This window comes from Paenibacillus sp. 01L418 (genome assembly GCF_056400045.1).
Map to the genome: position 1 here is coordinate 1 of NZ_JBFTSN010000120.1, position 15,960 is coordinate 15,960.

At 46.0% G+C, this 15,960-nt stretch carries 13 protein-coding genes; 1 reads left to right on the top strand and 12 read right to left on the bottom strand.

The window, feature by feature from the left end:
- Positions 1 to 64: 64 nt before the first annotated feature.
- The 10 genes from pyrE to lspA all read right to left on the bottom strand — a co-directional run bounded on the left by pyrE (position 65) and on the right by lspA (position 11,922).
- Entirely contained in the window at positions 65 to 712 is a 648-nt protein-coding gene (pyrE, locus tag AC1DSE_RS16110; protein WP_076268188.1) for an orotate phosphoribosyltransferase, read from the bottom strand.
- A complete protein-coding gene (gene pyrF, locus AC1DSE_RS16115) occupies positions 705 to 1,442 on the bottom strand; it encodes an orotidine-5'-phosphate decarboxylase (protein ID WP_441883028.1) in 738 nt (245 codons plus the stop codon). The genes pyrE and pyrF overlap by 8 nt, the downstream gene beginning before the upstream one ends.
- 137 nt (positions 1,443 to 1,579) lie before the next feature.
- Entirely contained in the window at positions 1,580 to 4,804 is a 3,225-nt protein-coding gene (gene carB, locus AC1DSE_RS16120; protein WP_477527892.1) for a carbamoyl-phosphate synthase large subunit, read from the bottom strand.
- Positions 4,791 to 5,936 carry a glutamine-hydrolyzing carbamoyl-phosphate synthase small subunit gene (carA, locus tag AC1DSE_RS16125; protein WP_339208742.1) on the bottom strand — a complete coding sequence of 382 codons (1,146 nt, stop codon included), beginning with the start codon at positions 5,934 to 5,936 and terminating at the stop codon, positions 4,791 to 4,793. The genes carB and carA overlap by 14 nt, the downstream gene beginning before the upstream one ends.
- A gap of 60 nt (positions 5,937 to 5,996) precedes the next feature.
- Positions 5,997 to 7,283 carry a dihydroorotase gene (locus AC1DSE_RS16130; protein WP_441909648.1) on the bottom strand — a complete coding sequence of 429 codons (1,287 nt, stop codon included), beginning with the start codon at positions 7,281 to 7,283 and terminating at the stop codon, positions 5,997 to 5,999.
- Positions 7,284 to 7,323: 40 nt separating this feature from the next.
- On the bottom strand, positions 7,324 to 8,223 hold the full coding sequence (locus AC1DSE_RS16135; protein WP_076268183.1) for an aspartate carbamoyltransferase catalytic subunit: 900 nt from the start codon (positions 8,221 to 8,223) through the stop codon (positions 7,324 to 7,326).
- Positions 8,220 to 8,795, bottom strand: coding sequence for a bifunctional pyr operon transcriptional regulator/uracil phosphoribosyltransferase PyrR (pyrR, locus tag AC1DSE_RS16140; RefSeq protein WP_441909650.1), 576 nt, complete (start codon positions 8,793 to 8,795; stop codon positions 8,220 to 8,222). The genes AC1DSE_RS16135 and pyrR overlap by 4 nt, the downstream gene beginning before the upstream one ends.
- 338 nt (positions 8,796 to 9,133) lie before the next feature.
- Positions 9,134 to 10,369 carry an LL-diaminopimelate aminotransferase gene (locus AC1DSE_RS16145; protein ID WP_339208739.1) on the bottom strand — a complete coding sequence of 412 codons (1,236 nt, stop codon included), beginning with the start codon at positions 10,367 to 10,369 and terminating at the stop codon, positions 9,134 to 9,136.
- A 112-nt stretch (positions 10,370 to 10,481) separates the two neighbouring features.
- The gene (locus AC1DSE_RS16150) at positions 10,482 to 11,420 is read right to left on the bottom strand and encodes an RluA family pseudouridine synthase (protein ID WP_477510089.1); all 939 of its coding nucleotides are present in this window, start codon (positions 11,418 to 11,420) and stop codon (positions 10,482 to 10,484) included.
- Complete coding sequence (gene lspA, locus AC1DSE_RS16155; RefSeq protein ID WP_441909652.1) at positions 11,401 to 11,922, bottom strand: signal peptidase II; 522 nt, start codon at positions 11,920 to 11,922, stop codon at positions 11,401 to 11,403. The genes AC1DSE_RS16150 and lspA overlap by 20 nt, the downstream gene beginning before the upstream one ends.
- Positions 11,923 to 12,150: 228 nt before the next feature.
- Between lspA and AC1DSE_RS16160 the strand changes: the two genes are divergently transcribed.
- On the top strand, positions 12,151 to 12,882 hold the full coding sequence (locus AC1DSE_RS16160; RefSeq protein WP_477510088.1) for a TraR/DksA C4-type zinc finger protein: 732 nt from the start codon (positions 12,151 to 12,153) through the stop codon (positions 12,880 to 12,882).
- Here the strand turns inward: AC1DSE_RS16160 and AC1DSE_RS16165 are convergent, their stop codons facing one another.
- Together AC1DSE_RS16165 and ileS are read right to left on the bottom strand one after the other, a co-directional pair.
- Positions 12,883 to 13,221 (bottom strand): DUF5665 domain-containing protein, encoded by a 339-nt coding sequence (locus AC1DSE_RS16165; protein ID WP_256710892.1) that lies wholly within the window; start codon positions 13,219 to 13,221, stop codon positions 12,883 to 12,885.
- 144 nt (positions 13,222 to 13,365) lie between these two features.
- The coding region (gene ileS, locus AC1DSE_RS16170; protein WP_477527893.1) for an isoleucine--tRNA ligase at positions 13,366 to 15,960 on the bottom strand (2,595 nt) is incomplete at its 5' end.

Sequence of the window (15,960 nt, forward strand, 5' to 3'; positions counted from 1 at the left end):
AACAATTTTGTCACAAAAAAAGCGAGCTCTCATGGAAAGAGCACGCTTTTTTTAATTTAAGCAATTATTTTCCAAACGATTGAGGATCTTGTCTCCAAGCTTGCAAAGCAGCTACATCTTCAGGAGCAACTTTTCCAAGCTCTACAGCTGTTTGAATAAGTGCGCTATAGCTAGACAATGTAACAAGAGGCATTTGCTCTGATGCAAAGGCTTGAATCGCTGAATCAAATTCGTAAGTGAATATAGCAAGCACCGCCAACACTTCTGCGCCTGCTTCTCTGACTGCAAGACCAGCTTTAAGCGAGCTGCCGCCAGTCGAGATCAAATCCTCGATCACAACGACCTTTTGTCCAGGTAGAACACGGCCCTCGATTTGATTCTGCTTGCCATGACCTTTCGCTTTATCGCGAATATAAGCCATCGGTAGATTAAGCTTCTGTGCTACCCAAGCTGCATGTGGAATACCGGCAGTTGAAGTGCCCGCAATAACCTCAGCATCAGGATAACGCTCACGAATGATCGTTGCGAAACCTTCTGCAACAAGATCGCGAATCGCTGGGTATGTCATCGTAAGGCGGTTATCACAATAGATTGGTGATTTAATGCCTGATGTCCATGTGAATGGCTCATTAGGGCGAAGTGCCACGGCTTCGATTTCTAGCAGGCTTTTAGCAATTTGATTTGGCAATTCAGATAAAGTAATTTTACTCATAGGAAATCAGCTCCTCAATAATAGATTCTAATGCTGCACGCGGATTTGGTGCCGCTGTAATCGGGCGACCGATAACCATATAATCAGTTCCTTTGCGCAGCGCCTCACTTGGCGTCATGATGCGTGATTGATCATTAACATCCGCTCCAATGGGACGAATGCCTGGCGTTACGGTTTTGAAAGAGCTGCCGCATAGCGACTTAATAGCCTCAACCTCGGAAGGTGATGCGACAACACCGTCCAAACCCGCTTTTTTGGTAAGCTCTGCATAACGAAGCACTGCCGCTTCTACGGTTCCGCTAATACCAATCTGCTCATTGAGCATCGACTGACTCGTACTTGTCAAATGAGTTACCGCGATTACCGTTGGCTTACGAAGGCTGCTGCCTGTTAATGCAATATCTACGCCCTCAAGCGCAGCCTCCATCATATCACTGCCCCCTGCTGCATGGACGTTAAACATGTCAACTCCCAATTTCGTTACGCTATTAGAGCCGCCTTTGACAGTGTTCGGAATATCATGCATTTTCACATCAAGAAATACGTAGTAACCACGCTCTTTCAAGCTTTGCACGAAGGAAGGACCGGCAGCATAAAACAACTGCATGCCCACCTTCATAAAACAGGGAATGCCTTGCAGTTCGGCAATTAAACGTTCAGCCGCTGCTGCATCTGGATAATCAAGGGCTACCATAATCCGTCCTGCTGCTTGCTCTTTAGTCAATTTCATCCGAAATCGCTCCATTTCTCTGTTCATTTGCAAAATAAACGGCCATACGTTTGCTTCAAGCTATCCACCTTAAGACTAACTTCTTAAGGTAGATAACGAAGCAATAAACGCTGGCCGTACTTTTAAGCTCATTGAGCTTATTTGTTTTGTAGCGCTACTGGCATTGAACGGGAGGAGAAGTTCAACGTTTCGAGCATAACAAGCAATGCACGAACTGTATCAAGCGATGTCATACAAACGACGCCATTCTCAACCGCTTCACGACGAATTCTGAATCCATCACGTTCAGGAGCTTTGCCTTTAGTCAACGTATTGACTACAAATTGCGCTTGCCCTTCACGTACTAGATCAAGAATATTCGGTGAGCCTTCGCTAAGCTTATTAACAGTCGTAACGATAAGGCCGGCTTCTTCGAGTGCTTTCGCCGTTCCGCCTGTAGCAATAATTTTGTAGCCTAGGTTAWAGAATCCGCGAAGCAACTCTGTTGCTTCCTCTTTATCTTTATCCGCAACTGTAGCAATGATAGCGCCTGATGTTGGAATTTTCATGCCTGCGCCAATGAGACCTTTATAAAGAGCTTTCGCATATTGAACGTCGCGGCCCATTACTTCACCTGTTGATTTCATTTCCGGCGTTAGCGTTGGGTCAACCCGGCGCAGCTTCGCGAAGGAGAAGACAGGAACTTTAACCGAAACATATTCATCCTCAGGCCACAAGCCTTCAACATAACCAAGATCAGCAAGCTTCGTACCGAGAATTGCTTTAGTAGCTAAGTTTGCCATCGGAATATTCGTAACTTTGCTTAGGAAAGGTACGGTACGCGATGAACGCGGATTAACTTCAATCACGTATACTTTTTCTTGGTGAATGACGAACTGGATGTTAACAAGTCCAATTACGTTAAGAGCTTTAGTAATGCTAATCGTGATGTCAACGATTTGCTGTTTAATTTCTTCCGAAAGTGATTGTGGTGGATATACCGCAATGGAATCGCCTGAGTGAACGCCTGCGCGCTCAACATGCTCCATAATCCCTGGAATAACAACAGTATCGCCATCACAAATTGCGTCTACTTCAGCTTCTTTACCTAGCATATAACGGTCGATTAGAACCGGGTGCTCAGGGTTAATTTTCACTGCAACTTCCATATAGTTAAGCAGTTCTTCGTCTGAGTACACAATTTCCATTGCGCGTCCGCCAAGTACATAGGAAGGGCGAACAAGTACCGGATAACCAAGACCTTGTGCCGTAACTACCGCTTCATCAACAGAGATAACCGTTTTTCCGTCTGGCTGTGCGATGTTCAGGCTGCGAAGCAATGCTTCGAATTTCTTGCGATCCTCTGCTGCATCGATGCTCTCAAGGCTGGATCCTAGAATGCGTACGCCAGCTTTGGAAAGCGGAGCTGCAAGGTTGATTGCCGTTTGACCGCCGAATTGTACGATTACGCCAATCGGATTTTCTTGCTCAATAACATTCATTACATCTTCAAAGAACAATGGCTCAAAGTAGAGTCTGTCCGATGTGCTGAAGTCTGTTGAAACCGTCTCTGGGTTATTATTGATAATAACCGCTTCATAACCTGCATTTTGAATTGCCCATACCGCATGAACCGTCGAGTAATCGAACTCGATGCCTTGACCGATACGAATTGGTCCAGAGCCAAGGACTAGAACCTTCTGTTTGTCTGTTACAGTTACTTCATTTTCTACTTCATAAGTGGAGTAGTAATATGGTGTCGAAGCTTCGAATTCAGCTGCGCATGTATCAACCATTTTGTATACCGGCTTTAAGTTAAGCTGTTCGCGAAGTGCACGCACGTCAGCTTCCGTTGTGTGACTGCCATTCGGGAAACCTTCTTGACGAATTTCAGCAATAGAACGATCTGAGAAACCTTTGCGTTTAGCTTCATACAACGTTTGTTGATTCAACGTTGATTCGCTGCGCATACGATCCTCGAATGCTACGATAGACTGAATTTTATCAAGGAACCACCAGTCGATGTTTGTAATGTCTTGGATTTCTTGAAGCTGATAGCCCCGGCGGAACGCTTCTGCTACGAGGAACATACGCTCATCATCCGGCTTCTCTAGACGTGCGCGAAGCACTGCATCTTCTAAAGATGAAGCTTCTTTCAAGTGAATGCGGTGAGCGCCAATTTCCAATGAACGAACCGCTTTATGAATGGATTCCTCAAACGTACGGCCGATAGCCATAACTTCGCCAGTTGCTTTCATTTGCGTACCAAGTTTACGGTTCGCGTTAACGAATTTATCAAACGGCCAGCGTGGAATTTTCGATACGATATAATCAAGTGTTGGCTCGAAGCAAGCATACGTTTGTCCTGTAACAGGGTTTACAAGCTCATCGAGTGTGTAGCCGACAGCGATTTTTGCTGCCATTTTGGCAATTGGGTATCCTGTTGCTTTCGACGCTAGTGCCGATGAACGGCTTACGCGCGGATTTACTTCAATGACATAATATTGATAGCTTTGTGGATCAAGTGCGAACTGTACGTTACAGCCGCCCTCGATGTTCAGCGCACGAATGATTTTTAGGGAAGCTGAACGAAGCATTTGATACTCGCGATCAGACAAGGTTTGGCTTGGCGCTACGACGATGCTATCGCCTGTATGTACGCCAACCGGGTCAAAGTTTTCCATGTTGCAGACAACGATACAGTTATCGTTCGCATCACGCATAACTTCATATTCGACTTCCTTCATGCCTGCGATCGATTTCTCGATCAAGCACTGGCTAATCGGGCTATAACGGATTCCAGAAGCAACCGTTTCGCGCAGTTCTTCTTCATTCGCACAAATACCGCCACCTGTTCCGCCCAATGTATAAGCAGGACGAACGATGATTGGGTAACCAATTGTGTTAGCGAAGTTAACTGCATCTTCTACTGTAGTTACGATGTCGCTGTCTGGTACTGGCTGTTCCAGCTCACGCATAAGGTCACGGAACAAGTCGCGATCCTCTGCTTTCTCAATAGCTGTCAGCTGTGTTCCAAGCAATTTTACATTCTCGCGTTCAAGAACGCCTGCGCGTGCAAGCTCAACCGCCATATTAAGGCCTGTCTGGCCGCCAAGCGTCGGAAGAAGTCCATCTGGACGTTCTTGACGAATGATTTGTGATACAAAATCTAAAGTAATTGGCTCGATGTATACTTTGTCAGCCATGTTCGTGTCTGTCATGATTGTTGCTGGGTTACTGTTTATAAGAACAACCTCATAGCCCTCTTCTTTGAGCGCTTGGCAGGCTTGAGTACCGGCATAGTCGAATTCCGCCGCTTGTCCGATGACAATTGGACCGGAACCGATCACGAGAATTTTTTTGAGTTCATTATTTTTGGGCATACTGAAGCTCTCCTTTCAACGTCTCCGACAACACAGCTTGACGAGGTTTTTGTGGGTTATTTTTCTTGTGCGTACGGATCATTTCTAGGAACTCATCAAACAAATAGCTGGAATCATACGGTCCAGGCGCAGCTTCTGGGTGATATTGAACCGAGAAAGCTGGGAATGTATTGTGTTTAAGTCCTTCGATCGTGCGGTCATTGTTATTGATATGTGTTACTACAAGCGGCGTGTTAGCTACTGATTCTTCAAGCACCGTATAACCATGGTTTTGTGAAGTAATGTAGCAACGGTTAGTTGCCAATTCTTTAACCGGGTGGTTTCCGCCGCGATGTCCGAATTTAAGCTTCGTTGTTTCTGCTCCGCAAGCTAATGCGAACAGCTGGTGGCCTAAGCAAATTCCGAAGATCGGGTATTCGCCGAGCAGTTCAGAAATCATTTTTACAGCATAAGGTGCATCTTGCGGGTCCCCAGGGCCATTGGACAATTGAATGCCGTCTGGAGCTAGGCGACGAATTTGGTCTGCTGTTGTATCGTGAGGAACAACGACTACATCGCAGCCGCGCTTAGTAAGCTCGCGCAAAATACCGCTTTTTGCACCGAAGTCAACAAGTACGATACGCTCGCCTTGACCCGGGCTTGAGAATACATGAGATGTAGAAGTGCGTGCAACTTGATCCGTCATTAGCTTCGAGATGTTAAGACGTTCAGCAAGTTCTTCTACACGCTCGTTGCCTGTTGTAATTAGGCCTTTCATTGTACCGTAGTTACGAAGCTTGCGAGTAAGCATACGTGTATCGATATCGCTGATGCCCGGGATGCCGTATTCTTTAAGAAGTTGTCCTAGTGAATATTGAGCGCGCCAGTTGCTTGGCACTTCTTCATGACGACGAACGACAAAGCCATGAATAAATGGACGCATCGACTCAAAATCATCACGTGTAATGCCGTAGTTGCCGATTAGCGGATAGGTCATCGTTACGATTTGTCCGCAGTAGGACGGATCGGATAAAACTTCTTGATAACCAGTAATTCCAGTATTAAATACAACCTCGCCCATCATTTGTGCTTCTGCACCGAACGAAAGTCCTGTGAACAATGTACCGTCTTCCAATAATAATCTTGCTTGCATCCGTATCACTCCTCAGGTGTTGATTGTCCCCATATATTGGCTTTAGTTAGTAAAAGTTATTTATTCTGACCAAACAACTGCGCCGTCAACGATCGTTGTCACAGGCCAGCCGCTAAGCTTCCAGCCGCCGAATGGCGTGTTGTTGCTTTTGGATGCGAATGTGCTCGGATCAACCGAACGCTCGTTATCCAAATCAACGATTGTAATATCAGCAGGAGCGCCTTGCTCTAAACGCCCCGTTGGAAGCCGGAAAACACGTGCCGGATCCGCAGTCATGCGCTGAAGTAGGAAGCCAAGCGTCCACTTGCCGGTTTGAACAAATTTTGTGTACAAGAGCGGGAAAGCTGTCTCGAAGCCAACGATGCCAAAAGGTGCAAGTTGAACGCCGCGCGCTTTCTCTTCCGCGCTATGCGGTGCATGATCCGTAACGACCATATCGATCGTTCCGTCTTCAATCGCTTCGATAACCGCTTGAACGTCACGCGGCGTACGAAGCGGAGGATTCATTTTCCAATTCGCATCATCAAGGCCCGGAATATCCTCATCAGACAGCAGCAAGTGATGCGGGCAAACCTCAGCAGTAACGCGAACTCCGATTTGCTTAGCTAGGCGAATTAACCGTACCGATTGTTCAGTACTAACGTGGCATACATGATAATGAACGCCCGTCGCTTCCGCCAATAGTACGTCTCTGCCTACATGAATCGCTTCGGATTCATTTGGGATAGCTTTCAAGCCGTGCTTGCGGGAAAACTCGCCTTCCGATGCCCAAGCGCCTTCAACCAATGAATCATCTTCGCAGTGAGCGATGATCGGCATATCCATGGAATGAGCAAGCGCCATCGCGTTTTTCATCATTTGCGCGTTCTGGACACCTACACCATCATCCGTAAAGCCAATTGCACCCGCTTCTTTTAATGAAGCAAAGTCCGTCAACTCACGGCCAAGCTCGTTTTTAGTGATGGATGCGTATGGCAATACTTTGACAACGCCGACTTGAGCCGCCTTGTTCGTAATGTAGCGTACCGTTTCAGCAGTATCCGTTACAGGACGAGTGTTGGGCATACATGCAATCGTTGTGAATCCGCCTTTTGCCGCAGAGCGTGTGCCTGTTGCGATATCTTCTTTATATTCAAAGCCCGGATCGCGCAAATGAACGTGCATATCGATAAAGCCTGGCGATACCAGCTTGCCCTTTGCATCAACGACTTCTGCGCTTCCTGTATCTACTGATTCGGAACCGTCTATAATAGCTTCGATCTTGTTATTTTCAATCCGAATATGCTTACTTTCTAAGCTGCCCGAAGTTTCATTCCATACGTTACCGTTTATAATCCATAATGACATTGTCGTTTCAACCTCCGGATTTAGATCTATGTTGCTAAAATTAGCTGAGCGCACGCTCTACTACCGCCATGCGGATAGGAACCCCGTTTTCCATTTGCGGGAAAATACGAGATTGTGGATGTTCAACCAGTTCATCGTCTATTTCTACGTTGCGGTTGATTGGAGCAGGATGCATAATGATCGCGTGATTAGCCAGCTTGCTGGCTCTCTCTACCGTCAAGCCGTAATGCTCGCGGTAACTTTCAGCAGAGTTCAACATTCCGCTTTCATGGCGTTCCAGCTGGACGCGTAGCATCATGACAACATCTGATTTTAATGCTTCATCTATAGAGACATAAGAGACGTCAAGTTCAGAGGCTTGCATATTTGGCGGTGAGCAAAAGTTCACATTAACTCCGAATTTTTGCAAAGCCCATAGATTCGATCTTGCAACGCGGCTATGCAGCACATCTCCAACGATCGAGACCGTTAAGCCTTTGAGTTGTCCAAAATGCTTGCGCATCGTGTACATATCCAGCAGCGCTTGTGTCGGATGCTCGTTATTGCCATCACCGGCATTGATAAGCGGCACCTTGATCTTCGTTGCCAGTTCTGCAAGAACGCCGATTGGCTTTAAGCGAATGATGCCAACGTCAATTCCCATTGATTCAAGTGTGCGTACAGTATCGTAGATTGACTCGCCCTTCTGTACACTTGAAACCGCAGCGGAGAAATTCAGCACTTCTGTACCTAGTCGTTTCTCTGCTACTTCGAATGAAAAGCGAGTACGCGTGCTGTTCTCGAAAAACATATTGGCTGCAAATCTGCCTTGCATCGTCGTGTGCACTTTGTTTGAATGATTCTCCCAATAAGCAGCACGATCTAGTATCGATTCAATCTCTTCTTGGCTTAAATCTTTTAATCCGAGCAAACTCCGTTGTTTAAGCTGTGTGATGGTCATCCGGCTTGCCCCCTCTGATTAATAATGGTCACTTGGTCGATTTGATCGATTTCGGTAAGAGCCACATCGATTTGCTCTTGCTTAGAGCTTGGGACGTTCTTGCCTACAAAATCTGGTCGAATCGGCAGTTCGCGATGTCCTCTGTCTACAAGGACGGCGAGCTGAATGCTTTGCGGCCTTCCGCAATCCATAAGCGCGTCCATTGCAGCGCGAATCGTGCGGCCCGTGTACAATACGTCATCGAACAAAATAATGCGTTTGTCTTGAACCGTAAAGGGTATGCCGTCGGTATCGCCAATTGCTGCTGCTATTTCCATGTCTGCAGATATGATTGCTTTGCGATCATCACGGTATTGAGTAATATCAAGCTCGCTCACAGGAACAGGCTTTCCTTCAATTTCACCGATGCGCTCTGCAATTCGCCGAGCAAGGTAGATCCCTCTTGTGCGAATGCCTACAATCACACAGTTATCGATTCCCTTGTTCTTCTCCACAATTTCATGAGCAATTCGCGTTAATGCGCGGCGAATCGCCGTTTCATCCATGATGACTAAATGCTCTTCTTCCGTCATTTCCGCTGACTCCTTCCATAACCGTCCAAAACTGCCAGGTTGCGACAAAAAGCTCCTTGCGAATTTCGCAAGGAGCTTGTGATAAGGCTTAAAGAGATAGGTGCAAGCAAGCAGAGCTCTCGTCACAGAAAGCAGTGCATAAAGCTGTCCTATTCTTCTCTTCTATAACCTGTTATTCACGCTACCTTGCCAGCCTCTCTGGACTGAGTTAAAGGTACTGATGTATATCATAGGAATTATCCCACGTTCGACAAAAGATGTCAAGTAAAAACGATTATTTCCGCTTCAACTTAGTGTGGACCAATCCTGATAAACTATGCAAGGATAGCGATTATTTGTTACAGGCTTAATTTACGAATTCTTTCAACTGCTTTTTGAGTATTCTCAAGGCTTCCGAATGCTGTAAGGCGGAAATAGCCTTGACCGCTTTGACCGAAGCCTACACCTGGCGTTCCAACGATGTTTGCTTCTGTAAGAAGCTTATCGAAGAATGACCATGAATCCATGCCGTTCGGTGTTTTCAGCCAAATATAAGGAGCGTTTACTCCGCCAAATACCTCAAGACCGATGGACGCAAGGCCGTCACGGATAATTGCTGCATTTTTCATGTAATAGTCAACCAAAGATTTGATTTGCGCTTTACCCTCTTCTGAATAGATAGCAGCTGCTCCACGTTGTGTAACGTATGATACGCCGTTAAACTTTGTCGTATGGCGGCGATTCCACAAATCATTGATCAACACTTCATTGCCTGAAGCATCAAGACCTTTCAGCTCACGCGGCACAACTGTGTATGCACAGCGAACACCAGTAAAACCTGCTGTTTTGGAGAAGCTGCGGAATTCGATGGCTACTTCACGCGCGCCTTCGATTTCGTAAATGCTGTGCGGAACATCTTCTTCCTGAATAAATGCTTCGTATGCGGAGTCATAAAGAATGATGCAGTTGTTTGCTTTCGCATAGTCAACCCATACTTTAAGCTCTTCTTTCGTAAGCGTCATGCCAGTTGGATTGTTCGGATAGCACAAGTAAATAATGTCTACTTTACGATCAGGAAGGCTAGGCTTGAAATCATTTTCAGCTGTACACTCCAAATACGCAATGTTCTCATAGCGCTTTGTATCTTGATTGTATTTGCCTGAGCGGCCAGCCATGACGTTCGTATCGACGTAGACTGGATAAACCGGATCTTGTACCGCAACGATACTGTTCTCGCTGAAAATTTCTTGTATATTGCCGACATCGCATTTGGAACCATCACTTACAAACACTTCATTTGTTGCAATGTCAATGCCGCGTGCTTTATAGTCATTTTCGATAATTGCATTTATTAGAAAATCGTAGCCTTGCTCAGGTCCGTATCCACGGAATGAACCTGGAGCTGCAAGCTCGTCCACTGCACTGTGCATAGCATTCAGAACCGAATCCGGCAAACCGCGCGTAACATCACCAATTCCTAAGCTGATAATTTCAGCATTTGGATTTTCTTGAATGAATTTAGTACGGCGTTTTGCAATTTCAGAAAACAAGTAGCTGCCTTGCAGCTCCAAGTAATTTTGGTTAATGGAAGTCATTTCACGTCACCTATCCTTATATTCATTTACTTCAGTTGTTATTGATTAGAATAACGTACTTATGTGCTTGAAATAATGAATAATGTGGTGAAAAGTTTGCACTATTGCACTATTACCTTGAACGCAAGCTGCTTAATACATATTCGAAGTCTGCCGGCAAAGGCATTTCGAACTCCAGCCGCTCGCCGCTGCGCGGATGTGTAAAGCCAAGCAGCGTAGCATGCAAAGCTTGTCCTTTTAAGGCTACAGTCTTGTTGCGGCCGTAAACCGGATCTCCTGCAAGCGGATGACCGATATATTTCATATGCACACGAATTTGATGGGTACGTCCCGTCTCTAGCTGAAGCTCTACAATCGTGTAATCGCCTAAGCGCTCCAATACGTGAAAATGTGTTACTGCATGTCTGCTATTGTGCTCGGTTACCGTAAACAGCTTCCTGTCATTCAGGTCACGTCCGATAGGCGCATCAATTGTACCTTGGTCATGCGGCAAATTGCCGTGCACAAGTGCGATATATTTCCGCGTTACCGTATGCTCCTTAAGCTGCTCAGCAAGCGAGATATGCGCCAGATCGTTTTTGGCAGCCATCAACAAACCTGTTGTGTCCTTATCTATGCGGTGAACAATGCCCGGACGGATCATGCCGTTAATGCCGGACAAGTCTTTGCAGTGATACATCAGCGCATTAACAAGCGTGCCTGAAGAATGACCAGGTGCAGGATGAACGACCATTCCGCGCTTTTTATTAATAACAATCAAGTCTGAATCCTCATAGATAACTTCAAGCGGGATGTTCTCAGGGACAATGGCCGCCTCTTCAGGCTCTGGGATAATCAGAACGACACGATTGCCCTCTGCTACCTTCAGATTCGCTTTTGCCACTTTGTCATCGACCTGTACGGCCCCTGCTTTGATCCATTCCTGAACCTGCGTTCGGGATACGCCTTGATCGTCAATACTGTCTGTTACAAACTTATCTACTCGTTCGCCGGATTGCTCCGCCTCTACGATCCATTCCAACGGTTCTTCATTATACAGGTTGCTGCTCATGATTGTTTTGATCCTTGTCCTCTCCATTTTGCAAACGTTTCTTGTCATCTCTAGCCGATAACAAGGTGTCAATTAGAATTAATGCTACACCACAGACAATCGCTGAATCCGCTACGTTGAATATTGGGAAGCCATAGCTGCCGAAGTTAAACTGCAGAAAGTCGACAACCTCACCATAACGCGCGCGATCGAGAAAGTTGCCAATTGCGCCGCCAAGAACTAGTCCGAGTCCTACTAGCAGCCAAGGCTTAGCTGATTTTCTCGATGCCTGTATGTACCAAATGATACCCAAAACAATGATAACGGTAATAATGATAAAAAACAGTCTTTGCTCTTGCAAGATGCCAAATGCAGCACCGCGATTTCGATGCGAAGTGATGAGAAAAAAATTACCGATAATGCTAATTTGATCCCCGATCTCCAATTTTGTCTCAATTAATTTCTTTGTTACAAAATCAAGGACTAACACTAATACCGCTACCCAGTAATAATAAAAACGCATCGAATCACTCCTAATTTTTTGTAAAGCAGCGTTTCCATTCAAAAGCACTTCAGGCTAGATGTGAAAAGCCAGCGCATTTCTGAAAGTTTGCTAATCAATTGTAGCATACGGAGCTAAATAAGAGCCAGCACCCGCCTGCTGTTCTTCCATTGAAGACCATACTGAAAAACCGTATTTCAGCAAAAGCTAATACTGCAATTATGTTCCCTGCTAAGGAGGGTGCTCAAAATGACAAAGCCAAACACTGCTCATATTCAGCTGCTGCAAGCCAGATTATTGGACGAGCAGCGCGAAATTGAAAAACGTTTCTCAGAAAACGATCATTATGGCTTAGCGAATTCGTTGCGTGACACTACCGGAGAACTATCTACAATCGATAATCATCCGGGTGATGTCGCTACTGAGCTTTATGAACGCGAGAAAGATGTAGCCCTTCATGAACAAGAGGAATTGCATCTGAATCGCATTGAGGCAGCGCTAACCGCGATTGCTGATGGAACATACGGCATTTGTAAAACATGTAATGAACCTATCCCGCTTGAGCGTTTGGATGCCGTACCTGATACGCTTTACTGCATTGAACATGCGCCAAGACAGCATTTATCCCTGCGCAGGCCAGTTGAAGAATTATTTCTCGATACTCCATTTGGTCGAACCAGCATGGATGAGCATGATTCCTACAACGGCTTTGATGGCGAGGATGCTTGGCAAATTGTTGAGCAATGGGGCAATGCGGATTCACCTGCCACATCTGAGAATCGAGATGTGGCCGATTATGAGCATGTAGGTATTGAAGCTTTCGAGAATGACGGTTTTGTTGAATCCATTGAAAGCTTTCTTGCGACCGACATTACAGGGCGTCATGTGTCCGTCATCCGCAACCGAGAATATAAAAACTACTTGGAGTCGGATGAAGGCGATCATGGATTAGAAGCTGATCTTGAGGATCAACGCTTATAATCAATAAACTTTTCCTTCGAGCTGGATTTGGACAATTCGGACAATGTCTGCAATATAGTCGCCGATTATCGGTAAGTTTAACGCTCCTAATATACGCAGAACATAAAGAATGGTCGCAGCAAAAAAGGTAAAGCCAATCGCGATTCCTACACCTCTGGCTGTACCAGCCAGCAGGTTTTTCCAAATCATTGTCCATGGTCTGTTTAACAGATCAATGTAGTCCGCTATTTGGGTATGTTCCATTTCGGTAGCAATAGTTTGCAGTCGTTTATCAAGCTTGCTTAACGAAGTTTGTAACTCGTTCAAATTTTTCGGCTGTTCCGGGTTATTTGTATTCATACGAGGCATCCCCTTTGTCAAACAATAAAACGAGGCCTGACCTGCCGGACATTGCAAGCATCGCGACCATTCAGTCGTTTGCTGCAGCTGTCGGAAGGCGACGGCCTCGTTTTTTCGCTTGTTAATTTCCTTTATACTATAACCTTATCCGCGGATGAAAATCCCTATTTCTTTTTCGCCAAGCACAACTTTCTCCATCCCCGGCTCATCACCATAAGTGACGGTTTGAACAAGCACGTTGTCTTGAAGCACTTGTGCGAACGCATCCAGCGCCGCTTTGAGCTCAGCATCAACATCAAGTACTAAATCGATGCGTTTCTCAATTGGCAGATCGAGCTTTTTGCGTGTATCCTGAACGGCGCGAATCACTTCACGAACCCAGCCCTCTTGCTCAAGCTCAGCTGTAATATCCGTATTCAGCGCTACAGTAACACCGTTGCCAGATGCAGATGCGAAACCTGACTTCGCTTGCTTCTCAACCAACAGCTCATCAACAGTGATCGACAGCTGTTCGCCTTCTGCACTTGTGAAGTCGAAGCTTCCGCCATTTACGATTTTTCGAGTCTGTTCTGCTGATAGTCCTTTTAGCTGACCTTGAATAGGTCCAACGTTTTTACCGTATTTTTTACCGGCAATTTTAAGATTCAGCTTAAGGGTGAAATCAACAAATCCACTGTCTGAATTTTGTACGGTAATAGCTTTTACATTTATTTCATCCTTCACGATATCCTCGTAGTCTGCTACGTTGAAATCACGATCAAGCGATACGATTAGCTCCGACAAAGGCTGGCGCGTTTTGATTCCCGTTTCGTTCCGAACGTTGCGAGCAAGCTCAACGATTTGTTTTGCACTTTCCATATCGCGCTCCAACGTCTCATCAATAAGCGTTTCATCCGCTTTCGGATAATCAGCCAAATGAACGCTGCCTGCTCCGCCAAGGTTTCCGAAAACATCCTCTGCAAGCAAAGGTGCATAAGGAGCGATCAGACGCGAGAGGGTAAGCAATACGCTGCGCAAAGTTTGATAAGCAGCTAATTTATCAGCTGTAAGCCCGCTTCCCCAGAAACGATCACGTGAACGGCGGATATACCAGTTGCTCAGCTCGTCAACGAAAACCTCAATCGATTTAGCTGGATTTAGGAAATCATTTACTTCAAGACCCTTGTTCACTGTATTAATCAAGCTGTTCAGACGTGAAATGATCCAGCGATCCAGCTTGTTGTCTGATTTGATCTCTTCATGCGCTGTGTAGTCAAAGCCATCGATTGAAGCATATAACGCGAAAAACGCATGTGTATTTACGATGGTATCAATGACTTTCGATTTCGCTTCGCCAACAATGCCGCGTGAGAAGCGTTTGCTGTTCCATRGCGCGCTATCTGCAAGCAATGCCCAGCGGAATGCGTCCGTTCCATATTCGTTGATGATTTCCCAAGGGTCGATTACATTGCCCTTAGATTTGGACATCTTTTGCCCGTTCTCATCCAAAATATGGCCAGTTGAGATAACCGCTTTATATGGCGCTTTGCCATTATACAGCGTAGAAACTGCTAGCAAGCTGTAGAACCAGCCGCGCGTTTGGTCAATACCCTCACAGATAATGTCTGCTGGATATTGCTCAGCGAATTGCTGCTCGTTCTCAAACGGATGATGATGCTGAGCGAACGGCATCGAACCGCTGTCGAACCATACATCAATAACTTCAGGTGTACGCGTCATTTCAGCACCCTCAGCGAAAGGTGATTTCAGCTTAATATCATCCACATACGGTTTATGAAGCTCAATGTCCTCTGGCACATCGCCAATCGCCATCGCACGCAGATCAGCAATGCTGCTTGGTGAATACTCCTTGCCTGTTACATCACAGACCCAAACGTTAAGCGGCGTACCCCAGTAACGATTGCGGCTGATGTTCCAATCCACCAAATCCTCCAGAAACTTACCAAAGCGTCCTTCACGGATGTGGCCAGGATACCAATCAACGCTGTTGTTGTTGGCGATCAACTGATCCTTAACCGCTGTTGTTTTAATAAACCAGCTTTCCATCGCATAGTAGATGAGCGGCGTTTTGCAGCGCCAGCAGAATGGATAGCTATGCTCGTAGCGCTCCTTCGAGTAAAGAAGGCCGCGTTCACTAAGGTTTTTGACGATGTCAATATCAAGCTCAGCGTCTTTCACGAAACGTCCTGCAAAGTCAGTAACCTCTGACGTATAGCGACCAGCCAAATCAACAACACTGAGCATGCTGATTCCGTTGTCGCGTGAAACTCGGTAGTCATCCTCACCATGTGCTGGCGCGATATGAACGATACCCGTACCGCTAGTGTCGCTAACGAAATCGCCTGCAATAACGACGTGGCCTTTTTCTAGGGCAACGTATTGGAATGGCGGCTCGTAGCTAAGACCAACAAGTTCAGCGCCTTTCAATACGGATAGAACTTCATAATCTTCTTTAAGAACGCTCTCCGCTAGATTTTGAGCAACGATATACACTTCACCGTTTTTGGAAGCACGGATATAATAAAGCTCCGGATTTACGGCTAACGCCACATTTGCAGGAAGCGTCCACGGCGTAGTTGTCCAAGCGAGAACGAATTCTCCCGACTCCACTAGCTTAAACTTCGCTGTTGCGCTTAGATCCTTAACATCCTCATAACCTTGAGCAACCTCGTGTGAGCTAAGCGTCGTTTGACAATCCGGACAATAAGGACTTACGCGATGACCGCGGTACAGCAGACC